Annotated in this window: 18 protein-coding genes; 6 read left to right on the top strand and 12 right to left on the bottom strand. The window is 60.1% G+C overall.

Annotated elements, in window-relative coordinates; all coding sequences use genetic code 11:
* Positions 1-6: 6 nt before the first annotated feature.
* A complete protein-coding gene (locus tag BN1137_RS10995; protein WP_050718637.1) occupies positions 7-1,440 on the bottom strand; it encodes a coniferyl aldehyde dehydrogenase in 1,434 nt (477 codons plus the stop codon).
* Between the two features lie 208 nt (positions 1,441-1,648).
* On the opposite strand from BN1137_RS10995, the gene BN1137_RS10990 reads away from it, so the two are divergent.
* Positions 1,649-1,942 (top strand): hypothetical protein, encoded by a 294-nt coding sequence (locus BN1137_RS10990; RefSeq protein ID WP_050718636.1) that lies wholly within the window; start codon positions 1,649-1,651, stop codon positions 1,940-1,942.
* A gap of 59 nt (positions 1,943-2,001) precedes the next feature.
* Here BN1137_RS10990 and BN1137_RS10985 read toward each other — a convergent pair whose 3' ends face one another.
* The 8 genes from BN1137_RS10985 to BN1137_RS10950 form a co-directional block, all read right to left on the bottom strand.
* Positions 2,002-2,448, bottom strand: a complete 447-nt coding sequence (locus tag BN1137_RS10985; protein ID WP_050718635.1) for a C40 family peptidase — start codon at positions 2,446-2,448, stop codon at positions 2,002-2,004.
* Between the two features lie 114 nt (positions 2,449-2,562).
* Entirely contained in the window at positions 2,563-3,477 is a 915-nt protein-coding gene (locus BN1137_RS10980; protein WP_050718634.1) for a hydrogen peroxide-inducible genes activator, read from the bottom strand.
* 352 nt (positions 3,478-3,829) lie between these two features.
* Entirely contained in the window at positions 3,830-4,795 is a 966-nt protein-coding gene (locus BN1137_RS10975) for an alpha-L-glutamate ligase-like protein (protein ID WP_050718633.1), read from the bottom strand.
* A gap of 3 nt (positions 4,796-4,798) precedes the next feature.
* The gene (locus BN1137_RS10970; protein WP_050718632.1) at positions 4,799-6,337 is read right to left on the bottom strand and encodes an inactive transglutaminase family protein; all 1,539 of its coding nucleotides are present in this window, start codon (positions 6,335-6,337) and stop codon (positions 4,799-4,801) included.
* A 3-nt stretch (positions 6,338-6,340) separates the two neighbouring features.
* Positions 6,341-7,129, bottom strand: coding sequence for an ATP-dependent zinc protease family protein (locus tag BN1137_RS10965; protein WP_050718631.1), 789 nt, complete (start codon positions 7,127-7,129; stop codon positions 6,341-6,343).
* Positions 7,130-7,181: 52 nt separating this feature from the next.
* Positions 7,182-8,159 (bottom strand): tRNA 5-methoxyuridine(34)/uridine 5-oxyacetic acid(34) synthase CmoB, encoded by a 978-nt coding sequence (gene cmoB / locus BN1137_RS10960; protein WP_050718630.1) that lies wholly within the window; start codon positions 8,157-8,159, stop codon positions 7,182-7,184.
* 3 nt (positions 8,160-8,162) lie between these two features.
* Entirely contained in the window at positions 8,163-8,906 is a 744-nt protein-coding gene (cmoA, locus tag BN1137_RS10955) for a carboxy-S-adenosyl-L-methionine synthase CmoA (RefSeq protein WP_050718629.1), read from the bottom strand.
* A 381-nt stretch (positions 8,907-9,287) separates the two neighbouring features.
* Positions 9,288-10,136, bottom strand: coding sequence for a DUF72 domain-containing protein (locus BN1137_RS10950; RefSeq protein ID WP_050718628.1), 849 nt, complete (start codon positions 10,134-10,136; stop codon positions 9,288-9,290).
* Positions 10,137-10,570: 434 nt separating this feature from the next.
* On the opposite strand from BN1137_RS10950, the gene aspS reads away from it, so the two are divergent.
* The 3 genes from aspS (at position 10,571) to BN1137_RS10935 (ending at position 15,045) form a co-directional block, all read left to right on the top strand.
* The gene (gene aspS / locus BN1137_RS10945; protein ID WP_050718627.1) at positions 10,571-12,361 is read left to right on the top strand and encodes an aspartate--tRNA ligase; all 1,791 of its coding nucleotides are present in this window, start codon (positions 10,571-10,573) and stop codon (positions 12,359-12,361) included.
* Positions 12,362-12,434: 73 nt separating this feature from the next.
* Positions 12,435-13,175, top strand: coding sequence for a YebC/PmpR family DNA-binding transcriptional regulator (locus BN1137_RS10940; protein WP_050718626.1), 741 nt, complete (start codon positions 12,435-12,437; stop codon positions 13,173-13,175).
* A 250-nt stretch (positions 13,176-13,425) separates the two neighbouring features.
* Entirely contained in the window at positions 13,426-15,045 is a 1,620-nt protein-coding gene (locus BN1137_RS10935; RefSeq protein ID WP_050718625.1) for a phosphoethanolamine transferase, read from the top strand.
* A gap of 347 nt (positions 15,046-15,392) precedes the next feature.
* Here BN1137_RS10935 and nagC read toward each other — a convergent pair whose 3' ends face one another.
* The 3 genes from nagC to nagB are packed head-to-tail and all read right to left on the bottom strand — an operon-like array spanning position 15,393 to position 18,567.
* Entirely contained in the window at positions 15,393-16,607 is a 1,215-nt protein-coding gene (nagC, locus tag BN1137_RS10930) for a DNA-binding transcriptional regulator NagC (RefSeq protein WP_050718624.1), read from the bottom strand.
* A gap of 4 nt (positions 16,608-16,611) precedes the next feature.
* Complete coding sequence (nagA, locus tag BN1137_RS10925) at positions 16,612-17,757, bottom strand: N-acetylglucosamine-6-phosphate deacetylase (RefSeq protein WP_050718623.1); 1,146 nt, start codon at positions 17,755-17,757, stop codon at positions 16,612-16,614.
* A gap of 9 nt (positions 17,758-17,766) precedes the next feature.
* Complete coding sequence (nagB, locus tag BN1137_RS10920; RefSeq protein WP_050718622.1) at positions 17,767-18,567, bottom strand: glucosamine-6-phosphate deaminase; 801 nt, start codon at positions 18,565-18,567, stop codon at positions 17,767-17,769.
* 272 nt (positions 18,568-18,839) lie between these two features.
* Here nagB and nagE point away from each other — a divergent pair, with 272 nt between their 5' ends.
* Together nagE and BN1137_RS10910 are read left to right on the top strand one after the other, a co-directional pair.
* Complete coding sequence (nagE, locus tag BN1137_RS10915; RefSeq protein ID WP_050718621.1) at positions 18,840-20,294, top strand: N-acetylglucosamine-specific PTS transporter subunit IIBC; 1,455 nt, start codon at positions 18,840-18,842, stop codon at positions 20,292-20,294.
* A 121-nt stretch (positions 20,295-20,415) separates the two neighbouring features.
* The gene (locus tag BN1137_RS10910; RefSeq protein ID WP_050718620.1) at positions 20,416-23,079 is read left to right on the top strand and encodes a beta-N-acetylhexosaminidase; all 2,664 of its coding nucleotides are present in this window, start codon (positions 20,416-20,418) and stop codon (positions 23,077-23,079) included.
* Positions 23,080-23,291 lie beyond the last annotated feature (212 nt).

Raw genomic sequence — 23,291 nt, 5'->3', positions numbered from 1 at the left:
AGTCTCCTAGCGCAGGAACAGGGCCATCATCAGACGCTGATACCAGCGTCGATAGGGGGGATAGACTAGGGAGCCGGTGCTGAATTTTCCCCGACTGAGTACGGTTTTCGCCTTGGAGAAGGTGAGAAACCCCTCGTGGCCGTGATAGTGACCCATGCCGGAGGGGCCAATGCCGCCGAAGGGGGCATCATCGGCCGCTACCTGGAACAGGCTCTCGTTGATGGCCATGCCACCGGCGTGGGTCTCCCGGATGAGGCGAGCCTGCAACGTTGGATCCAGGCTCATCAGATAGAGGGCAAGGGGACGGGGGCGCGCCGCTATGTAGGCGAGCGCCTGATCCATGTCATCGTAGGGGATGAGGGGCAAGAGGGGGCCGAAGATCTCCTGCTGCATCAGCTGACAATGCTCGGGCACCTCGGTCAGCAGGTGGGGCACCAGCCGTCGGGTGCTGTCATCCCTGGCCGGTGAGGCGCAAGGGTGCAGCTGGGCGCCCGCCTGCTCGGCTTCTGCCAGCCAGCCGGTGAGGCGCTGATACTGGCGTTCGTTGATGATGGCGCCGTAGTCCGGGCTCGCCACCCCCTTGGGATAGAGGCGGTTGAAGTGGCGCCGGTATGCCTCGATGAAGGCCTGCTCCTGGCCGCGGGGCAGCAGCACATAGTCGGGGGCCACACAGATCTGGCCGGCGTTGAGGCTCTTGCCGAAGATCATCCGCTCCACCGCCAGCGCCAGGGGCATGTCGGGGGCGATGAGGCAGGGGCTCTTGCCACCGAGCTCCAGGGTAAGCGGGGTGAGCTGGGGGGCGGCGGCCGCCATCACCTGCTTGCCCACCGCGGTCGAGCCGGTGAACAGCAGGTGATCGAAGGGCAGGGTGCTAAACGCCGCCGCCATCTGGGCATCCCCCTCGATGACGCACACCTGGCTCTCGTCGAATACCTCGGCCAGCAGGGCCCGCAGCGCGGCATTGGTGTGGGGGGTAAATTCGGATAGCTTGAGCATGGCCCGGTTGCCGGCGGCGATGGCGCTGATGAGAGGGCCGAGGCTCAGCATCACCGGAAAGTTCCAGGGCACCATGATGCCCACTACCCCGAGGGGCTGGTAATGCACCTCGACTCTGGCCGGCGCCAGCAACAGGCCGGCGTGGCGACGCTGGGGCTTCATCCAGCGGCCGAGGCGCTTTTGGGTGTAATTGATCTGCATGACGCAGGGCAGTATATCGGCGATCAGGGAGTCATAGTCGCTGCGCTGGCCATAGTCCTGGGCCAGGGCATCGCACAGGACCTGCTTGCGAGTGAGCAAGGCTTGCTTGAGCCGCTGCAACTGGGCGCGACGCTCGCCAAGGCTCGGCATGGGGTCAGCCTGGAAGGCTCGCTTGAGGCGTGCAAGCTGATCGGGCAGGGCAAACTTGTCGGTTTGGGGGAATTGCTGCTGTATCGCTTCCATGAAGACTCCGCTCTAAAAATAGCCGACTGATTAGTCGGTCTGAGTCTATCGCCTCGTTGCAAAGTTGTAAACGCGGAGGTGGTGGCTTGATGCATGGCGAATAGCCGGGAGCTCAGAACTGTGCGGGTGGCCACAGTTTTGGGGGCTGGAATTGGATTTATAACCAATTGTGGGTAGTTTGAGGTCATCGACAATATGGAGAGCGCCTATGACCTGGGAACTGAACAGCCTGCTGGCCCGGCTGGACGATGTGATCGAACGCATGCCGGATTGCTTCAACACCTACGAGTTTGCCCAGAAGCTGGCGCTGCAACATCAGCGTGAATTTTTCGCGGCGGGTCACTCGCTGGCCGAGCATGAAGGGCGCCTGTTGCAGGTATTGCATCAGCGCATTGCCGAGGCGCTGGCCGGGAATGAAGGCGTGATAGAAGGAGCCCTGCTGCCGTGTGTGACCCCCTGGGGCGAGCGGGCCGTGTCGCCGCGTTGGCACCGCAAGCATTGAGTCATGGTTGCCGTAATGAAAAAGGCCCGTCTGGGCCTTTTTCATTATCGGCGTGCTGGCTATTGGGTCAGCCGGCGAGCCTGCCAGTAGCGGCTGTTCCAGTAGACATTGTCGAGCCGGGAGCGGATCACCCCCTTGCTGGTGGAGGTATGGATAAACTCCCCCGCCCCGGTGTAGATGCCGACGTGATACTGCTGCCAGCCGGTCTTGAAGAAGACCAGATCGCCGTATTGCAGGCGATAGCGATCCACCGGTTTGCCGAGGTTGGCCTGGGACTCCGTGGTTCTGGGCAACTGGTAGCCCAGCACCTGGCTGTAGGCGAGCTGGGTGAAGGCGGAGCAGTCCAGCCCGGCGCGATCCTCACCGCCCATGCGATAGGGCACGCCGCGCCACTGCTGATAGAAGCCGTCAAAGGCCCCGCTCTGACGTGGAGGGGGCGGCTCGGGCGTGCTGGAGCAGGCGGCTAACAACAGGGCCAGCAAGGGCGGCAGTAACGTGCGAAACATCGGAACTCCTTTGATAGGGCACGCGACTCATCATAGACAGTGTTTCTGCCTGGAACCTGAATACCGATAACATTTTTGTCTGCTTTTAGCAGAAAATTCACTAACAACCCACTGTTAGCCCGCCGTTTTGGGCTCGATCAGCGGGGTGAGCAGCTCGGCAAGCTTGTAGAAGGTCTGCACCCGGGTGGTGCTGGGGCGCCACACCAGGCCAATCTCGCGATAGGGTTTTTCCCCCGGCAGGGGAATGGCCACCAGATCTGTGTTGTCGAGAATACCGGCATCGATGGCCATCTGGGGCAGGAAGGTGGTGCCAAGCCCGGCGCCGACCATCTGCACCAGGGTATGCAGGCTGGTGGCGGCGAACGGGTTGATCTTGCTCTTGTCCCGCAGCCGGCAGGCGCTCACCGCATGCTCGGTCAGGCAGTGTTCCCGCTCCAGCAGGAAGATGCTCTGATTCGGCAACTCCTTGTAATCGAACGGCATGTGCAGGCTTGCCGCCATGTGGGACGGCATCACCATGTGGAAGGGATCGGTGCCGACCATCTTGCTGTGAAAACCGCCGATCTCCACCGGCAGCGCCAGGATCAGCAAGTCGAGCTGACCCTGCTCCAGCTGCTTGAGCAGGTTGGTGGTGGTGTCTTCGCGTAGCAGCAGCTCCAGATCGGGATACTCCTTGCCACACACCTGCAGCAGCTTGCTGAGCAGGAAGGGGGCTATGGTCGGGATGCAGCCGAGCCGGACCGTGCCCTGCATGACGCCGCCCTGCTGCTGGCCGAGCTCCATCAGATCGCGGGCATCGGAGAGCAGGTGGCGCGCCCGCTCGACGATCTCCATGCCGACCGGCGTCATGATGAAGCTCTTGTGATCCCGCTCCACCAGTTGCAGGTTCATCATGTCCTCCAGGGTCTGGATCCCGGTACTCAGGGTGGACTGGCTGACATGGCAGGCCTTGGCGGCACGGTTGAAGTTCTTGTGCTCATCCAGAGCGACCAGATATTGCAGCTGTTTCAGGCTGGGCCAACGTTGCATAAGGGGGCATCCGATCGTTGCTATCTATTTGATTTCATTAATCTACCATCGAGCGTCCGGTTTGTCGCCGAGATTAGGCGTGCGCCTCGCACATGGCAGAGTGTGAGTGTCATATCGCAAGCGGCTGAAAAGACGAGGGTTACTTGCCCAGAGGCGCAGCCGCCCTGGCAGCTTATCCGCTTCTCCTACGCCGTTGAAGCGCCCCTGTGAGGGGATGTGATGGGGATCGGCCTAGTGTTTATATCGCGCTTATGCAGCGCCGATGGCCCCGTACTCGACCCCAGACTCTCAGGGGGCTACTGGCATAAAAAAACGCGCCGATGAGCGCGTTTTTGTCGTTGGGAGGAGATCTCTACTCGTCGAAGATGCCGAAGTGATCCTTGGCGTAGTTGACCCGCTGCTCCACGTTCATCTTGACCTGACCGAGCTTCTCGATGGCCTTGAGGTTGGGCACTAGGCCACGGCCGTTGGCGATCTGGATGGCGAGACCGGGGCGGGCGTTAAGCTCCAGCAGCATGGGGCCGCGGAACTTGTCGAGCACCATGTCGGTGCCGATGTAGCCAAGGCCCGACATCTCGTAGCAGGAGGCCGCCAGGTTCAACAGGGTATCCCAGTGGGGCACCTTGAGATCGTACAGATCGAGGCCGGTGTCCGGGTGGTGGCGCAGCGGATTGCCAAACTGCACCGCCCGTAGCGCGCGGCCGGTACGCAGGCACAGACCCACCCCGACGGCGCCCTGGTGCAGGTTTGCCTTGCCATCCGAGGCCGCGGTGGAGAGTCGCATCATGGCCATCACCGGGAAGCCCTTGAAGATAATCACCCGGGCATCGGGCACCCCTTCAAACGAGTAGCCGTCGAACACATCATCGAAGTTGATGAGGCCTTCCACCAGCGCCACGTCGGGCTTGCCGCCGAGGGAATAGAGCCCCGCCAGGATGTTGGAGACATGACGCTCCAGATCCTGACCGTTGGAGGCGCTGCCGTTCGGTTTGTAGTAGAGCCCCTCTTCCTGGCGCAGGATCACCAGGATCCCCTTGCCGCCCGAGCCGCGGGCCGGCTTGATGCAGAAGCCCGGCCAATCCTTGACCAGCGTCGTGATACGGGTCACGTCGTGCTGTTCGCGGATGGTGCCGATGAGCTCCGGCACCGTCACCCCCGCATCCAGCGCGATGCGCTTGGTCTGCAGCTTGTCATCCACCAGCGGGTAGAGGCTGCGCGGGTTGTAGCGACTGATGTAGGAGTGGTTGCGCTTGTTCATGCCGAGGATGCCTGCCTGGGACAGGCTCCACGGACTGGTGTATTTTTCCCAGAACCACATCTGTTACTTGTCCTTACCCGGGGTACTGCCGGACTTCATCTCGTCCACCAGCGGCTTGAAGCGCTTGAGCTCGCTCAGCTTGTAGCCGGTGTAGTTACCCATCAACAGCACGGTGGCCATCAGCACCAGCTGCAGGCCGAGGAAGTTGAAGGTCAGGTGACGAATGAGTTCGTTGTCCATGGCCAGATAGGCGATCACCGCCACCAGCAGGGAACCACCGCCCTGGCGCACCACCTCCTTGGGACCCTCTTCTTCCCACAGAATGGACATCCGCTCTATGGTCCAGGAGAGGATGATCATCGGGAAGAAGGTGATCTTCATGCCGTCGGTCAGCCCCAGCTTGAAGGCGAAGGCGGAGAAGATGCCGATCATCGAGATCACCATGATGATGATCGCCGATATTCGGGCGACCAATAGCAGGTTGAGCCGCGACAGGTAGGAGCGAATGATGAGGCCGGTGCCGACGATCAGCAGGAAGCCCACCAGACCGGTGATCAGCGAGGTCTGGATGAAGGCGACCGCGATCAGCACCGGCATGAAGGTGCCGGAGGTCTTGATACCGACCAGCACCCGCAAGAACACCACCATCAGCACGCCGATGGGGATCAGCAACAGACCCTTGAACAGGGCTTGCTCTTCCAGCGGCAGGCTGTGGATGGAGAAGTTCATCATCTCGGATTTTTCGAACTTCTGCGCCAGCGCCACGTTCACCGGTTGCTCCTGCTCGATCATCGAGAAGGTCACGCGGGAGTTGTGGCCACCGGTCACGTCAAGCAGGGCGCCGGAGTTGTATTCCCACAGCAGCAGGTTGGCCGGTTGGCCCTGCTCGCCAGTCTGGGGGTTGAACAGCTTGTAGTCGGTCGGGCTGTTGAACACCTGCAGATAGTCCACCAGCTCCTGGCGACGGCGACCGTCTTCCAGGCTGAGGGAGTGCACCACCCGGGCCGGCACGTCGGCGTTGTTGAGCAACTCGGCGATGAGGTTGGCGCGGCTCTTGTGGGATTTCAGCAGCTCGGCGTTCTGCTCCTGCTTCTCGATCTCTTTGATGATCTCGCGGGTCAGGGTGTAGCCGTCGGCGGAGCGCTCCTGCGCCCGCTCCAGGATCTGCTTCATCGCGGTGGCGTAGGGCTCACTCTCGATCTGCTTCTCGATGGCAGGCGGCTGGGGATTGGCGGCCGGTTTGGCATGGGCATCGGCCATCATGTCGACCCGGTAGTAGAGCTCCTGGCGACCGGAGGCGGTGCGGATGGACCACTCGGCGCGGGCATCCCCGTCTTTCTCGACAAACGACAGACCGTAGCCGGGGCTGGCGGCGTTCTCGTTCATCAGGGTGAAACCGGGCTGGGTGCCCGGAATGGCGAGGGAGGCGATGACAGGTTCACCGGTCGCCTCGAATTCCAGCTTGGCTTCGATAGACCAGATCTGACGTTTCTCGCCTGGCGTCAACGGCACGTCCAGCGCGACATGGTGATAAAACGTCATTCCCAGGCCGACAATGTACAGCAGGGCGACCAGCAGATAGAACGGCTTACGGGAAACCATGGATTATTTTACATCCTTGAGCTTGGGTTTTGGTTGGATATATTCGCGGGCCACATCGACCACGGCGATGTCTTTGAGGAACTCACGGCCCAGCAGCACCGGGAAGGTCATGTCGCTGCGATCTTTGAGGGTAAATTCGGCTTTCTCGGTCATGTCGCCGATGCGCACGGTCAGGCGCACCACGGGACGGCGGTCGAGATCGTCGGCAGAGGCCTGGCGCACGCGCACGTGACGCACCAGCGGCGCTTCGATCTGGATCTTGTCGTCCATCTCCTGGTGGCTCAGGAAGAAGCGCACCCAGTTTTTGCCGTTGCGCTCGAAGATGGTGATCTCCTGGGCGCTGATGGAGGAGGTGGTGGCGCCGGTATCGACCCGTGCCTGGAAGGCGTCGTTGGCGGCATCAACCCAGATCCACTCCGCTTCACCCACCAGCAGCTTGCCATCGACGGTGTGGCCCTGGTTCGGGGCCGGGCACTTATCGGTCGGGATGACCAAGGGCTTGGGGGGTTCTGGCGGCAGGGTGGCCAGCTTGCTGTCGACTTTCTTCACGGACTCTTTCATGTTGTTGACATCGGTGTTGAGCTGAACCAGCAGGTGCTGTTGCTGCACATACTGCTTCTGTTGCTGTTCCATGGATGTTTGCAGGCGTTGTTCGCTGAGACTGATCTCGTTGCGAAGTTCGGCCAGCGTCAGGGTCGGGACCGGGGGCGCTTTCTCCATACTGACACACCCGCCGAGACTGAGCAGGGAGAGCAGGGTCATTCCTTTTAATTTGCTTTTCATGTCATTCATTTAACTGTGCTTCCTGGAATTGGGTCAGTGTAACTTCCACAGCCGCCATCGGCTAGTCTTTGGCCTTTCTGGCGATCAGTACGGCACGTTTGGGTGCCGGGTATCCTTCGACCGTGAGTGCCGGATCGGCGGGATCCAGGTAGTCACTCAGGGATTCGTTAATCATCCAGTCGGTACGACGCTGTTCGTCGGTGCTGGTCATATTCTCGTCCACGATCCGCACGTCCACGAAGCCGCAGCGCTCGACCCAGAGTTTGAGCGCCGCGCTTGAGGGGATGAACCAGACGTTGCGCATCTTGCCGTAACGGTCGGTAGGCACCAGCACCTCGCGCTCGTCACCCTCGACCACTAGCGTCTCCAGCACCAGCTCGCCATCGTCTTTCAACTGGTTGCGCAACTGCTCGATGTGCTCGATGGGGGACTTGCGATGATAGAGCACCCCCATGGAGAAGACGGTATCAAAGGCCCGCAGCTCAGGCAGTTCCTGGATGCCGAGCGGCAGCAGGTGGGCGCGCTGATCGCCTCCGGCAAAGTGGCGGATGGCCTCGAACTGACACAGGAACAGCGGGCTGGGATCGATGCCGACCGCGAGTTTCGCGCCTTCGCCGACCATGCGCCACAGGTGGTAACCGCTACCACAGCCAACATCCAGCACATAACGTCCTGCTAGTGGACTGATATGCGGCAGAACGCGCTGCCATTTCCAGTCGGATCGCCACTCGGTATCGATGTGGATGCCGTGCACGGTAAAAGGCCCTTTGCGCCAGGGCATGAACTGGCGCAGCAGGCTCTCGGTCTTCTTGCGCTCACCCTCGCCGAGGCTCTCGGCGCTGCCTATCTCGACCCGGTTTTTCAGCTCGATATGACCGGGCGCGACACTCGGCAGTTTGTTGAGGGCGCGGTTCCAGCGCGGCAGATCGCCGTGCAGGTTGTCGTGTTGCCAGGCGTGCAACTGGGCCGGCAGGGTATGCAGCCAGTGGCTCAGCCGATTCTTGGCAATCAGTTGATAAAAATTCGCAAAGTCGATCATGGCTTAGTTGGTGTCGCTGGCTTTGATGGCAATCATGGAACCGAAGTTGAAGCACTGGAACCAGAGATCCTGATGGACGAACCCGGCGTCGCGCAGACGCGCCTGGTGCACCGGCAGGCTGTCGGTGCGCATCACGTTCTCCAGCGCATTGCGCTTCTGGCTTATCTCCAGCTCGCTGTACCCGTTGGCGCGCTTGAAATCCAGGTGCAGGTCGATGAGCAGCTCATTGACCTGTGCATCCTCGAAGCGGAACTTTTCGCTTAAGATCAGGATGCCGCCCGGTAGCAGCCCATCATAGATGCGCTGGATGAGGGCGGCGCGCTTCTCGGGATCGACGAATTGCAGGGTGAAGTTGAGCACCACCACGGAGGCGTTCTCGATGGCGACGTCGCAGATGTCCGCCTCGATGAGCTCGACCGGCACCTCTGACTTGAAGCCGGAGAGATGGGCACGGGCGCGTTCGATCATGGGATGGGAGAGATCGACCGCGGTGATGCGGCAACCCGGTTGCGCCACATGACGGCGCATGGCCTGAGTGGCGGCGCCGAGGGAGCAGCCGAGATCGTACAGCCGGCTGTCTGGCTGGGCGTATCGGGCGGCCATCATGCCGATGGCGGAGATGATGTTGCTGTAGCCCGGCACGGATCGCTGGATCATATCGGGGAAGACATCGACGACTTGTTCGTCAAAGCAGAAATCCCCCAAGCGGGCGATGGGGGCGGCAAAAATCTGGTCTTTGGTATGCATGCTGGCGCAACCTGACAGCCGGTGTACACACCGACTGTTTTGTTCAATTGAATCTTGGCAGGACCCCCATCGACGGGGCGTCGTCACCGGTTCACGGACGGCTGGCAGACCTTGACATCCTTTGGGTCTGTCCCGTTCGCAACGAGCCATCATCCAGGCCCTTTCTGTTGGACCGCATTGCCTGTTGCAACTTGTTGCAACGGACTAATGATCCTGGCCCTTGTTGGGGGCCACTCCCTTTGTTGCAAACTGTTGCAATGGACGGGGGCTGGGCCCTTATGTATGGGGCGCTAGTGTAGTGGATTGACTGGCGTTTGTCTTGACGCCAGGCCTGCCCGAATCACAAAAAATCGGCTTTTTTTATGGCGGTCTCATGGCGGGCTAAAAGTTCAGCAGGCCTTGGCGCGCGCGATCGTTTTCCCCCGGCCAGGGCGCCATGGGATGGCCCAGTAACTGGCTTATCTGGCGTGCCAGTACAGGGGCCTGGGCATTGTCGGCGGTATGAATAAAGAGGTGGAGATCCTTGCCCTCGGCAAGCCAGCGCTGCCAGTGGGGCAACCAGGCGGGCAGGAAGGGGTGGTTGTCCTCGGGATCTGGCAGACCGATGAGGCGCACCACGGGCGCGTTGGCGGTGGCCAGCAGGTGCACCGGCAGCCTCGGCTTCTTGCCTTGGGCGTCTATCATGGCAGCGCTGCTGGCGGGCACAGAGAACAGCGGGCGGGAATCGAGCATGATGCGGTTGATGCCCTTTTCCATCAGCAGCCGGTTGAGAGCCCGCTCCGCCTCGCCCTTGGCGAAGAAATCGGGGTGACGCACCTCGAGCGCATAGCCAAAGTCCCGCGGTAGTCGATTGAAAAATTCGGCGAGGCGCGGCAACCCGGCGGGGCCGAAGCGGGCGGGCAGCTGCAACTTCAGCAGCCCCAGCTTGTCGTGCAGCGGGCCGAGCAGGTTAATGAAGTCCGTTACCTGCTTGTCGACGCTGACCAGGTCGCTCTGATGGCTGATGGTCTGCGGAAATTTGAAGCTGAAGCGAAAGGAGTCCGGCACCGCATCGGCCCAGCGCTGCACCGTTTCCGGGGTCGGCGAGGCGTAGAAGGTGGTATTGCCTTCCACCGTGTTGAACACACGGGCATAGTGGGCGAGGTGTTCGGCGGGTTTGGCACCCATGCCCAGTAATTGACCGGGCCAGGCCGGGTGTGACCATTGTGGCAGACCCAAATAGAGGCTCATGACGGATCCTGTCTGCTGATTTGGCGTGTTTTGCTCCTCTTTTTGCGCCAGGACAAGAAAAAACAGGGCAAAGGAGGCTGTGGGCCATTTTACCCAAATGGGGGTTTTCCTCTATAATGCCAGCCCTTTTGTTTGCCAATTTATTGTGGCCCATGCGGTCGTGCGCCTATGGTGGTGATGATTGCGACCATGAACTGGCCAAACAACGACGCTTGCCGATGCCCTCGCACCGACTTTCGACTCCCGGATGAGTCGCCTCTGGTCGAGTCGATATCGGTGGCAAGACTCCGGTTCAGGTGAGCCGGATGGTACGAGACTGATTTTAAACCGGGTAAGAACAAGAATCTGGCCAGCTGTGAGACAGACGGTGCTTGCCAGTCGTGCCCGGCGGCCCAAGGTTAACCGTCTCTCTACAATTTCGAAGGAAGAAGTCCATGCGCTCTATCTATTGCGGACAGGTCAATGAGGCCCATGCCGGGCAGACCATTACATTGTGCGGTTGGGTCCATCGTCGTCGTGACCTCGGCGGTCTCATCTTTATCGACATGCGCGATCGGGAAGGGATCGTGCAGGTGTTCTTCGATCCGGACAAACCGGACGCTTTCGCCCTGGCCTCCGAACTGCGCGGTGAGTTCTGCATCCAGGTGACCGGTGTGGTGCGTAGCCGCCCCGATTCCCAGCGCAACAGCGACATGGCCACCGGCGCCATCGAGGTGTTTGGCCACGAGTTGACCATCATCAACCGCTCAGAGCCGCTGCCGCTCGACTTCAACCAGGTCAACAGCGAAGAGCAACGCCTCAAGTTCCGTTACCTGGACCTGCGTCGCCCTGAGATGGCCAAGTACCTGAAGACCCGTGCCAAGGCCAGCGCCTTCGTGCGCCGCTTCATGGACGAGCAGGGCTTCCTCGACATCGAGACCCCGATGCTGACCAAGGCGACCCCGGAAGGCGCCCGTGACTACCTGGTACCGAGCCGCGTGCACAAGGGCAAGTTCTACGCCCTGCCGCAGTCTCCGCAGCTGTTCAAGCAGTTGCTGATGATGTCCGGCTTCGATCGTTACTACCAGATCGTCAAGTGCTTCCGCGATGAAGACTTGCGCGCCGACCGTCAGCCTGAATTCACCCAGATCGATGTGGAGACCTCCTTCATGACCGCGCCGCAAGTGCGCGAGCTGATGGAAGAGATGATCCGTCAGCTGTGGCAACACGTGCTGGCCGTGGATCTCGGCAACTTCCCGGTGATGACCTTCGACGAAGCCATGCGTCGCTTCGGCTCCGACAAACCGGACCTGCGTCTGCCGATGGAGCTGGTCGATGTGGCCGATCTGCTGACCGCGGTCGAGTTCGCCGTGTTCGCCGGCCCGGCCAACGACCCCAAAGGCCGTGTGGCCGCCTTGAAAGTCCCAGGTGGCGCCGAGCTGTCTCGCAAGCAGATCGACGAATACACCAAGTTTGTCGGCATCTATGGCGCCAAGGGCTTGGCCTGGATGAAGGTCAACGACGTGGCCAATGGCCTCGAGGGCGTACAGTCTCCGGTTGCCAAGTTCCTCTCCGACGCCATAGTGCGCGAGATCCTGGCCCGTACCGGCGCCGCCAATGGCGACATCATCTTCTTCGGCGCCGACAGCAAGAAAGTCGTCTGTGACGCCATGGGCGCCCTGCGCCTGAAGGTGGGTCGCGATCTGGGTCTGGTGGAAAAGGTCTGGAAACCGCTGTGGGTCATCGACTTCCCGATGTTCGAGGAAGACGGCGAGGGCGGTCTGGCCGCCATGCACCACCCGTTCACCGCGCCGAGCAATCTGAGCGCGAGCGAGCTGAAAGTGGATCCGCTCCGTGCCTACGCCAACGCCTACGACATGGTGATCAACGGTTACGAAGTGGGTGGCGGCTCGGTCCGTATCCACAACAGCGAGATGCAGTCCACCGTGTTCGACATCCTGGGTATCACCCCGGACGAGCAGCGCCTGAAGTTTGGCTTCCTGCTGGATGCGCTGAAATACGGTACTCCGCCCCATGCTGGTCTGGCCTTCGGCCTGGATCGCCTGAGCATGCTGCTGACCGGCACCGACAACATCCGGGACGTGATCGCTTTCCCGAAAACCACCGCAGCCGCCTGCCTGATGACCGACGCCCCCAGCTTCGCCAACCAGGCCCAGCTGAGCGAGCTGGCCATCGCGACCGTCGCCAAGGCCGATGCCAAGGCTGAGGTCGAAGGCGCTGAATAAAGCAGACGGGCCGCACATGCGGCCCGCATTATCAGACTATCTCATCGAGTTAAAATTATAACGGAGAGCTTCTATGGCAGGTCATAGCAAATGGGCCAACATCAAACATCGCAAGGCGGCGCAAGACGCCAAGCGTGGCAAAATCTTCACCAAGCTGATTCGTGAAATCACCACTTCGGCGCGCATCGGCGATCCGGATCCCGCCAACAACCCGCGCCTGCGTGCGGCGGTGACGGCGGCCCTGACCAGCAACATGACCCGCGAAACCATCAACCGCGCCATCGCCCGTGGGGCTGGCGGTGGTGACGGCGAGCAGCTCGAAACCATCGTTTACGAAGGTTACGGCCCGGCGGGCTCTGCGGTCATGGTGGAGTGCCTGACCGACAACCGCAACCGTACCGTTGCCGAAGTGCGTCATGCCTTCAGCAAGAGCGGTGGCAACCTGGGTACCGACGGCTCCGTGGCCTATCTGTTCAGCAAGAAAGGGCTGTTGACCTTCGTCGGTGTCGATGAAGATGCCCTGATGGATGCGGCGCTGGAAGCCGGCGCCGATGATGTTGTCACCGAAGAGGATGGCTCCATCGAGGTGTACACCACCCCGAACGATTTCGGGACCGTGCTGGATGCACTGGAAGCGGCCGGCTTCAAGCCAGAGAACGCCGAAGTGACCATGATCCCCTCCACCGAAGCCGAGCTGGATGCCGAGACCGCACCCAAGCTGATGCGTCTCATCGACATGCTCGAAGATCTGGACGACGTGCAGGAGGTGTACCACAACGGCTCCATCTCCGACGAAGTCGCCGCATTGCTCTGATCCTTAGTACCCCAATGACAGAAACGGCAGCCACAGGCTGCCGTTTTTTTTGTCTTAAAAGTGTAATTGGGACTCATAACTTCCCCTCCTTAATTCTCGCTTAAGTTTGCCTTCCTAAGATTCCTCCGTATCCGGGCCACTGTGCCCATCACCTTGTTGTCTGCTCGGGAAGAGAGACGGGTGACTGGGATGCCCAAAACGGAGCCCCCATGCAGGGCCTCCAGATCTACTGGCTTGTCGGAGTACTGTTATGCGTCTCACCCTAGGAGTGATGAAGGTCAACTTGTTGCTGGTGCTGCTGTTTGCACTGGTCTTCAACTGGCCCATTTTCCTGCATTTTTACACCATCCTCACCGCACTCGAACACGTCAAGGTGGGCTTCGCCCTCTCTATTCCGTTTGTGCTGATGGCCGCGCTCAATGCCGTCTTCCTGCCATTTACCTTCAAGTATCTGCTCAAGCCCTTCTTCTGCTTGCTGATCCTGACCGGCTCCATCGCCAGCTACGCCATGCTGAAATACGGCGTCATCTTCGACGTCGGCATGGTGCAGAACATCATCGAGACCAACAGCGGGGAGGCGACCTCCTACCTCAACGGCTCGGTGGCGATCTGGTTCCTGCTGACCGGCGTGTTGCCGGTGCTCTGCCTGCTGTGGATCAAGATTGAATACCCGGCCGTCTGGTACAAGGGGCTGGCGCTGCGATTGGGCTCCATTGCCCTCTCTCTGCTGTTCCTGGTCGGGGTTGCGGCCCTCTATTATCAGGATTACGCCTCGGTCGGGCGCAACAACCACGCCATCGTCAAGGAGATAGTGCCCGCCAACTATGTGCGCGGTCTCTATCGTTACGCGCGGGACATAGTGTTCGCTACCCCCATCCCTTATCAGCCGATCGGGACCGATGCCAAGGTAGTGGCCAAGAGCGACAAGCCGACCCTGATGTTCCTGGTGGTAGGGGAGACGGCGCGCAGCCAGAACTACTCCCTCAACGGCTACAAGAAAGAGACCAACAGCTTTACCGAGAAAGAATCCGGGCTTGTCTCCTTCAAGGATGTGCGCTCCTGTGGCACCGCCACGGCGGTCTCGGTGCCCTGCATGTTCTCCAACCTGACGCGTCATGAGTATGACGAGACCCTGGCAAAGTCCCGGGACGGGCTGCTGGATGTGCTGCAACACGCCGGTGTCTCGGTGCTGTGGAAGGAGAATGACGGCGGCTGCAAGGGGGTGTGCAAGAACGTGCCCACCATCGAGATCGAGCCCAAGCAGTTCCCCGACTATTGCCAGGGCGACTCCTGCTATGACGAAGTATTGCTGCAGGGGCTGGACAAGCAGATCACCGACATGAAGAGTGGCAACAAGGTGGTGGCTTTCCACCTGATGGGCAGCCATGGTCCGACCTACTATCGTCGTTACCCAGCCGCCGATCGCTTTTTCCTGCCGGACTGCCCACGCAGCGACATCGAGAACTGCAGCAACGAGGAGTTGGTGAACACCTACGACAACACCATCCGTTACACCGACAAGGTGCTGTCCCAGCTGATCGCCAAGCTCAAGACCCTGGAGAGCCAGTACAACGTGGGGCTGGTCTACCTGTCGGATCACGGCGAATCCCTCGGCGCCATGGGGCTCTATCTGCACGGCACACCTTACAAGTTTGCGCCGGACGATCAGACCCGGGTGCCGCTGCTGACCTGGTTCTCCCCCCAGTTGCAACAAGACCGCCAACTGGATCAGGACTGTCTGCGCCAGGAGGCGAGCAGCAAGCGCTTCTCCCACGACAACCTGTTCCACTCAATGTTAGGGATCATGGACGTGAAGACCCAGGTGTATGACGGGGCGCTGGATATGTTCAAGCCCTGCCGCGCGGGTTGAGTCAAAGCGAGTATCCATAGATAGAAATGGCAGCCGAGAGGCTGCCATTTTTATTGGGGGAGTGTGGGTTATCGCTACACCCAGAATCTGGCAGAGCGGAAACTGGGCTGATAAGCGGAGACCTATGGACCTATGTGCCCAGCGACATAAATGGCAGCCGAGAGGCTGCCATTTTGCGATTTAGGGGTAGAGGAGATTGCGGCTAAACAGGATGGGACACTGCCTGCGATGGGCCTGGTAGCGACTCTGACTGCTCAGGTCCGATATGGCAGCGATATAACAATGCGAAATATAAAAATGGCGGCCGATTGGCCGCCTTTTTATGCTCGAAGCCTGTGGGTCGCTCGTTACTTCTGCTCCATGATGATCTGCAGCAGGTCGCCTTCCAGCAGGGAGCGCTTGACCAGGGCGAAGCCGCCGATGGTGGGCTGGTTCTGGAAGCGCGCCTTCACGATGGGCAGGCCACGGTGGAAACTTGGCAGGGATTGATGCTCAACGCAGCGACGGATGGCCGGGATCAGGATCTCCTCGGCGGCGGTGATTTCGCCAGCGATCAGCACCTTCTGCGGGTTGAACAGGTTGACCGTGATGGCGATGGCCCGGCCCAGATGTTCCCCCACGTTCTCGATCACGCTGCGGGCCAGTTCATCCCCGGCCACGGCGGCCTTGCACACCTCCTGGATGGTGATGTGCTTCTCCTGCAGCGAGCTCTGGTGGCCGCGGCTGATGAGCTCCTTGACCTTGTCGACGATGGCCTCGTTGGAGGCGATGGTCTCCAGACAGCCGAAGTTGCCGCAGTGGCAGCGCTTGCCGAGGGGTTCGACCTGGATATGGCCAATTTCGCCGACGTTGCGGTTCTGACCGAGGAACACCTTGCCCTTGGTGATGATGCCCGAACCGGCGCCCTGGTGCACGCTGACCAAGATGGAGTCCATGCAATCGCGGGACTCGCCGAAGAAGTGCTCGGCCAGCGCCAGAGAGCGGGTGTCGTTACCCACGTAGCAGGGCAGGTTGAAGTGGTGCTGCAGCAGCTTGGCCAGCGCCAGGTTGCGGATCTGGTAGGTCGGGGTATAGATGACCATGCCGGATTCCGGGTTGACCAGACCCGGCATGGTCAGCGCGATACTGATGAGGTTGCGGCTGCGATCCGTATTGGCATCGATGAAGGCGCCAATTTCGCGCAGCAGCATGTCGACCACGGGCTGCTGCTCGATCTCGCTCACCTGGGTGATGTGCTGATCGAGCTCCTTGCCGTCGAGATCATAGAGACTCAACTGCAGGTAGCCGCGGCCAAGCTTGGCGGAGACAAACTGAAAGCGATGCTTGATGGTGGTCAGGGAAATGGCACGTCGCCCGCCGGTGGAGGCCTGCGGTGAGGTTTCCCTGATCAACCCATGCTCGATCAGTTGCCGGGTTATCTTGGTCACGCTGGCCGGGGCCAGCTGACTCAACTCGGCAATTTTGACCCGCGAAATGGGCCCTTGCAGGTCAATGAGTCGATACACGACCGCACTGTTTACCTGCTTGATGAGATCTACGTTTGCTATTTGTCCGCCAGTCATAGTGTCACTGTTGTGTGTAGTGTCCGTTAACCACGGTCCCGCAGACCGTGAAGGCCTGATCAAAGACGGTGAGGTTGGCAATTTTTCCGACCTGGATACTACCGAGACGTGAGTCCCATCCAATGGCGCGTGCGGGGTAAAGGGTGGCCATTCTCAGTGCTTCATCGAGCGGTAATCCGACCTGTTTGACCAGATTCTCCACCCCCTCGATCATGGTGAGGGCAGAACCGCCGAGTGTACCATTCTCATCGACGCACTGACCATCGCGGAAATAGACGGTTGCGCCACAAAAATCAAACTTCTCAAAGCCTTCCGGTGCGCCCGCGGCGGCGGTGGCATCGGTCACCAGCACCAGCTTCTCCCCCAGCATCTTGTGGGCGAGGCGCACGTTGGCCCAGTGCACGTGATGGCCGTCGACGATGACGCCAGCGTAGACATCCTTGCGATCGTAGATGGCACCGACCACCCCGGGCTCACGGCCGTTCAGGGTCGGGGTCATGGCGTTGTAGAGGTGGGTGGCAAAGCGAATGCCATCGTCAAAACCGGCCATGGCCTGCTCATAGTTGGCGGCGGTGTGACCGGCGGAGACCAGGATGCCTGCCTCGACCAGACGACGGATGTGTTCCGGTTTGTTGCGCTCCGGCGCCAGGGTGATCTTGGCGATGGCATCGCTGTTGGCGCAGAAGAAGTCGATCATCTCGTCCGCGGGCTGGCGGATCTGCGCAGCCGGGTGGATGCCCTTGCGTTTGAGGTTGGTGTAAGGCCCTTCCAGATGGACGCCGAGCACCTCATTGGGGTGGGCGGCCATGTAGTCGCGGGTGACTGCCACCGCCTGCTTCATGTCCGCATCTGGGCTGGTGATCAGGGTCGGCAGGAAGCTGGTGGTACCGGACTTGAGGTTGGCCGCCTGCATGATGGCCAGGGTCTCGGTGGTGATGTGGCCATTGAACATGATGCCGCCGCAGCCGTTGAGCTGCACGTCGATGAAGCCGGCGCTCAGGTTGGCGCCGTGCAGATCATGTTGGACCACCGCTGCGGGCAGCTCTGCCCGGGGCACAATGGCGACAATGCTGTCGCCCTCGATCAGTACGCCGTGGCCGGTCAGCACACAGCTGCCGGTGTAGATGGTGCAATTAGTCAGTGCGTACATGACGGCTCCTTACAGACGGTTGATGTTGGCGGCTTCCAGCTGTTGGAAGTAGCGGACCGTCTTGACTTTCAATTCCATGGTGGAGGGCTCGTCGCACACCATCATGCCCTTCGGATGCAGCTGCAGGGTGGAGATGGTCCACATGTGGTTGACACAACCTTCCACCGCGGCTTGCAGCGCCAGCGCCTTGGCGTGGCCGGTGACCAGGATCATGATCTCTTCGGCATCCATCAGGGTACCGACACCCACGGTCAGCGCCAGCTTGGGCACCTGCTCCATGTCGCCGCCGAAGAAGCGGGAGTTGGCGATGCGGGTGTCCTCGGTCAGGGTCTTGACTCGGGTGCGGGAGGCCAGGGAGGAGGCCGGTTCGTTGAACGCGATATGGCCGTCATTGCCGACGCCGCCCATGAACAGGTTGATCTTGCCGTAGGACTTGATCTTGTCTTCGTAGCGCTTGCACTCGGCCGCCAGATCCTCGGCGTTGCCGTTGAGGATGTTGATGTTCTCCGGGCGAATGTCGACGTGGTTGAAGAAGTTGTTGTACATGAAGCTGTGGTAGCTCTCCGGGTGCTCGGCCGGCAGACCCACGTACTCGTCCATGTTGAAGGTGACCACGTGCTGGAAGCTGATTTCGCCGGCTTTATGCAGTTCAATCAATCGCTTGTAAGTGGTCAGCGGGGTGCCGCCAGTGGGCAGGCCCAGTACAAAGGGGCGATCGCTGGTCGGCTTGAACGCATTGATGCGGTCTACGATGTAACGGGCAGACCAGAGACCCACTTGGCTGGCAGATTTCAACGGGATCAGGCGCATTATAGATACCTCTGTACGGGTTGCGGCCGGTCTATCGACGGCAAGGATTTAAGATAGATTTAAGTTGTTTCATAGCGTAAATAAAGATTGCGAACTAAGCCACATCTATCCGCCACCTTTATCTCTGTTGAGTGATAATGATCACGAAAGTCGGTTTATTAATTTGCGCAGCGAAATAAAACCCATAGACTGCCAATCAAGCCTTGATGGCTTATGCGTCGAACGTGATAAGCACTTAATTTCTAGAAAAACATTAACTAAGGAGAGGAACCGTGAACATTCTCGGTTATTTGCAAAAGATCGGCCGTGCCCTGATGGTGCCGGTAGCGGTATTGCCTGCCGCAGCGATCCTGATGGGGATTGGCTACTGGATTGACCCGAACGGCTGGGGCGGCGATAGCGCACTGGCTGCTTTCCTGATCAAGGCGGGTGCCGCGATCATCGACAAGATGGCCATCCTGTTTGCCGTCGGCGTCGCCTATGGCATGTCCAAGGATAAAGACGGCTCTGCCGCACTGGCCGGTCTGGTCGGTTATCTGGTCGTGACCACCCTGCTGAGCCCGGGCGCTGTGTCCCAGATCCAGCAGATCCCGCTGGATCAGGTCCCTGCCGCCTTCGGTAAAATCGAGAACCAGTTCATCGGTATCTTGACCGGTGTCATCGCCGCCGAGCTGTACAACCGCTTCAGCAGCGTCGAGCTGCACAAGGCGCTGGCCTTCTTCTCCGGCCGTCGTCTGGTGCCGATCGTGACCTCCGTGGTGATGATCGTGGTCTCCTTCATCCTGATGGCCGTCTGGCCCGTCATCTATGGTGGCCTGGTCTCCTTCGGTGAGTCCATCGTCAACATGGGTTCCACCGGCGCCGGCATCTATGCCTTCTTCAACCGCCTGCTGATCCCGGTCGGTCTGCATCACGCCCTGAACTCCGTGTTCTGGTTTGACGTGGCTGGCATCAACGACATCCCGAACTTCCTGGGTGGCCAATCTTCCATCGACGCTGGTAAAGCGGTAGTGGGCGTGACTGGTATGTACCAGGCTGGCTTCTTCCCCATCATGATGTTCGGTCTGCCGGGTGCCGCACTGGCCATCTACCACACCGCCAAGAAAGAGAACAAAGAGAAAGTTGCCTCCATCATGGTTGCAGCCGCCTTTGCCGCCTTCTTCACCGGGGTGACCGAGCCGCTCGAATTCTCCTTCATGTTCGTGGCACCTGTGCTGTACGTCATCCACGCCTTCCTGACCGGTATCTCCGTGTTCATCGCCGCCAGCATGCAGTGGATCGCCGGTTTCGGCTTCAGTGCCGGCCTGGTGGATATGGTGCTCTCCAGCCGTAACCCGCTGGCGACTCACTGGTACATGCTGCTGGCACAAGGCCTGGTGTTCTTCGGTCTCTACTACGTCATCTTCCGTGCCGTGATCGTCAAGTTCAACCTGAAAACCCCGGGTCGTGAAGATGACGAAGCTGTGCCGGTACAGGCTGAGATCACCGACCGCACCGAACTGGCTCGCCAGTATCTGGAAGTGCTGGGTGGCCAGGACAACCTGGTGACCATCGATGCCTGCATCACCCGTCTGCGTCTGACTCTGAAAGACCGCAGCATTGTGGATGAGCGCAAGTTGAAAGCCCTGGGCGCGGCCGGTGTGGTCAAGCTCGGTGAGCAAAACCTGCAGGTGATTCTGGGCCCCTTGGCCGAAATCATCGCCGGTGAGATGAAAGCCCTGCGTTAATCGAGCACAAGCTCACCTCAAGTCTAAGTCCATTGTTGACATAAATAAGGGCCCCCACAGGGGGCCCCATATAAAAAAAGCCAAGAAAATCCAACCTTTACTTCAAATGAGAGCAGCAGTTATGAACTTGAAACATTCTCTGTTAGCCATTGCCATGTCTACCGTTTTTGTCAGCCAGGTACAGGCGGCTGATACCGCCAAACAAGCCGTGGTCGACTCCATCGCCAACAACCTCGTCGTCAAGTACGAAGTGGTCACCAACGACGGTGCGGGCGCAGGCCTGGATTGTCAGGCACTCGGGTCCGAGTGGGCGAGTTGCGGAGTGGCCAAGCTGCACCTGACCAACACCGGTGCCGATGTGACCTCCAAGGACTGGAGCATTTATGTCTCCTCCATCCGCCGCATCCAGCGTATCGACAACGACCAGTTCACCATCACTCACCTGACCGGCGATCTCTATCGTCTGTCGCCGACCGAGAAATTCCAGGGTTTTGCCAAGGATGCCACGGTCGAAGTCCCGCTGGTGGTGGAGTACTGGGTACTGTTTGAAACTGACATCATGCCGAGCTGGTATGTGACCGCCGAGGGCGCCGAGCCTAAGGTTATCGCCAGCATGAGCAACATCGATGATGCCACCACCTACGAGAAGCCGATGCCGGCCGATGGCTGGAAGCGCACCAAGGATGACAACAACATCCTGATGAACAGCGAGACCCGTTTCGCGGCCAACCAGACCAGCAGCCTGCTGCCGGCCAGCAAGATCGACGACCGGATCTTGCCGACCCCGCACAAGCAAGTGGTGAAAGCGGGCCCGCAGGTGGATCTCTCCAGCATCAAGCTCAATGCCCTTGACCTGCCGACCGACCGTGCCGATGCCATCAAGGCGTCACTGACCAAGCTGGGTGTTACCCTCTCCGACACCGGCTATCCAGTGACCATCAAGCTCGGCAGCAAGGTCAAGCAGACCGAAGGCTATGACATGACCATCGGCCAGAAGGGCGCCGTCATTGCGGGCCACGACATTCAGGGTGCCTTCTGGGGCGCGCAGTCCTTGATCTCCCTGCTGGGGGTCGATGACAAGCTGGTCAGCCAGATGAGCGTCGAGGATGCGCCGCGCTTCGAATACCGTGGCATGCAGACCGACGTGGCTCGCCACTTCAGAAGCCCGCAGACCCTGCACAAGCTGATCGACCAGATGTCCGCCACCAAGCTCAACGTGCTGCATCTGGGTCTGACCAACGATGAAGGCTGGCGCCTCGAGATCCCGGGCCTGCCCGAGCTGACCGAGGTGGGCAGCGAGCGTTGCCACGATCTGTCCGAAACCAAGTGCATCCTGCCGCAGCTGGGTTCAGGCCCGGGCAGCGACAACCAGGGCACCGGTTTCTACAGCAAGAACGATTACATCGAGCTGGTGCGTTACGCCAAGGCGCGCGGTGTGACAGTAGTACCCGAGATCAACATGCCGGCCCACGCCCGTGCCGCCGTGGTTTCCATGGAGGCGCGTTACAAGCGGCTGATGGCCGAGGGCAAAGAAGCCGAAGCGAACCAGTTCCGCCTGACCGATCCGGCCGATACTTCCAACATCACCTCGGTCCAGTTCTACGACAAGATGTCCTTCATCAACCCTTGCCAACCGGGTGCTGCCACCTTCGTCGCCAAGGTGATGGATGAAGTGGCCCAGATGCACCAGGCCGCCGGTCAGCCGCTGACCGCCTGGCACTACGGTGGTGATGAGGCCAAAAACATCATGCTCGGCGGTGGCTATCAGGATCCGGCCACCACCAAGAAAGAAGAGCTGGTGGCCTGGAAGGGCAACACCGACTGGAGCAAGCAGGACAAGCCGTTTGGCAAGTCCCCGATGTGCCAGAAGATGATCGACGATGGCAAGATCAAGGACGTGGCCGAGTTGCCGGTCTATTTCGCCAAGGAAGTGAGCGAGATGGTCAAGGGCCACGGCTTCTCCACCCTGCAGGCGTGGGAAGATGGTCTGAAGTACGCCAAGGATGCCAGCGTCTTCGCCACCGAGAAGACTCGGGTCAACTTCTGGGAAACCCTCTACTGGGGTGGCTTCAACGAGGCGATGAAGTGGGCGCACAACGGCTATGATGTGGTGCTCTCCAACCCGGATTACCTCTACTTCGACTTCCCGAACGAGGTTCACCCGGCCGAGCGTGGCTACTACTGGGCCACTCGCTTCAACGACACCCGCAAGGTGTTCGCCTTCGCCCCGGAGAACCTGCCGCAGAACGCCGAGACCTCGGTTGACCGCGATGGCAATGCCTTCGTCGCCAAGGGTGATCAGGATGCCGTCAAGTTCAAGGGCATGTCTGGTCAGCTGTGGAGCGAAACGGTACGTACCGACGCCCAGTACGAGTACATGGTCTACCCGCGCATCTTCTCGGTGGCCGAGCGTGCCTGGCACCAGGGTGGCTTCGAGCTGCCGTACGTGAAGGGTCGTGAGTTCTCCGGTGAGACCAAGTTCGTCAACAAGGCGACCCTGGCCAAGGAGTGGAACCAGTTTGCCAACCTGCTGGGTCAGCGTCAGCTGCCGAAGCTGGATCAGGCCGGGGTGGAATATCGCCTCTCGGTGCCGGGTGCCAAGCTGGTCAACGGCGTGCTGGAAGCGAACGTGGATCTGCCGGGCCTGCCCATCCAGTACAGCCTGGATGGCAAGACCTGGACCGCCTATGACGCCGCGGCCAAGCCGAGCGTGACAGGCAAGGTCTACCTGCGTACCACCAGCTTCGATGGCAAGCGCACCAGCCGCGTCACCGAACTGAACTGATCGTCGTCATTAGCACAGGGTGGGTCGCAAGACCCACCTTTCCCAAGGTCGCGTCGGGCAGGATGTGCTGGCACGGACTTGGGAAAGGTTGACTGTGCGTGTGAGCCTTTGTTGTGTGTGTTTGTCTGTTTTTCATCACTTGTGACCCCGCTTCGTGCGGGGATTTTTTTATCTACTGGGTGGTGATTTAATGGCATGAATATCTTTTAAAT

The organism is Aeromonas tecta, from assembly GCF_000820185.1.
Lineage (GTDB): Bacteria > Pseudomonadota > Gammaproteobacteria > Enterobacterales > Aeromonadaceae > Aeromonas > Aeromonas tecta.
The sequence above is the reverse complement of the archived record's forward strand: the minus strand, read 5'-3'. Positions and strand labels throughout refer to the sequence as shown.

What these genes read in the sequence shown, in the direction of transcription:
- BN1137_RS10980 (WP_050718634.1), bottom strand. Translation starts at nt 3,477, where the DNA reads ATGCAACGTTGGCCCAGCCTGAAACAGCTGCAATATCTGGTCGCTCTG.
- BN1137_RS10990 (WP_050718636.1), top strand. Translation starts at nt 1,649, where the DNA reads ATGACCTGGGAACTGAACAGCCTGCTGGCCCGGCTGGACGATGTGATC.
- BN1137_RS10985 (WP_050718635.1), bottom strand. Translation starts at nt 2,448, where the DNA reads ATGTTTCGCACGTTACTGCCGCCCTTGCTGGCCCTGTTGTTAGCCGCC.
- cmoB (WP_050718630.1), bottom strand. Translation starts at nt 8,159, where the DNA reads ATGATCGACTTTGCGAATTTTTATCAACTGATTGCCAAGAATCGGCTG.
- BN1137_RS10995 (WP_050718637.1), bottom strand. Translation starts at nt 1,440, where the DNA reads ATGGAAGCGATACAGCAGCAATTCCCCCAAACCGACAAGTTTGCCCTG.
- BN1137_RS10935 (WP_050718625.1), top strand. Translation starts at nt 13,426, where the DNA reads ATGCGTCTCACCCTAGGAGTGATGAAGGTCAACTTGTTGCTGGTGCTG.
- nagB (WP_050718622.1), bottom strand. Translation starts at nt 18,567, where the DNA reads ATGCGCCTGATCCCGTTGAAATCTGCCAGCCAAGTGGGTCTCTGGTCT.
- BN1137_RS10970 (WP_050718632.1), bottom strand. Translation starts at nt 6,337, where the DNA reads ATGGTTTCCCGTAAGCCGTTCTATCTGCTGGTCGCCCTGCTGTACATT.
- aspS (WP_050718627.1), top strand. Translation starts at nt 10,571, where the DNA reads ATGCGCTCTATCTATTGCGGACAGGTCAATGAGGCCCATGCCGGGCAG.
- nagA (WP_050718623.1), bottom strand. Translation starts at nt 17,757, where the DNA reads ATGTACGCACTGACTAATTGCACCATCTACACCGGCAGCTGTGTGCTG.
- cmoA (WP_050718629.1), bottom strand. Translation starts at nt 8,906, where the DNA reads ATGCATACCAAAGACCAGATTTTTGCCGCCCCCATCGCCCGCTTGGGG.
- BN1137_RS10910 (WP_050718620.1), top strand. Translation starts at nt 20,416, where the DNA reads ATGAACTTGAAACATTCTCTGTTAGCCATTGCCATGTCTACCGTTTTT.
- nagC (WP_050718624.1), bottom strand. Translation starts at nt 16,607, where the DNA reads ATGACTGGCGGACAAATAGCAAACGTAGATCTCATCAAGCAGGTAAAC.
- BN1137_RS10965 (WP_050718631.1), bottom strand. Translation starts at nt 7,129, where the DNA reads ATGAATGACATGAAAAGCAAATTAAAAGGAATGACCCTGCTCTCCCTG.
- BN1137_RS10975 (WP_050718633.1), bottom strand. Translation starts at nt 4,795, where the DNA reads ATGTGGTTCTGGGAAAAATACACCAGTCCGTGGAGCCTGTCCCAGGCA.
- BN1137_RS10950 (WP_050718628.1), bottom strand. Translation starts at nt 10,136, where the DNA reads ATGAGCCTCTATTTGGGTCTGCCACAATGGTCACACCCGGCCTGGCCC.
- BN1137_RS10940 (WP_050718626.1), top strand. Translation starts at nt 12,435, where the DNA reads ATGGCAGGTCATAGCAAATGGGCCAACATCAAACATCGCAAGGCGGCG.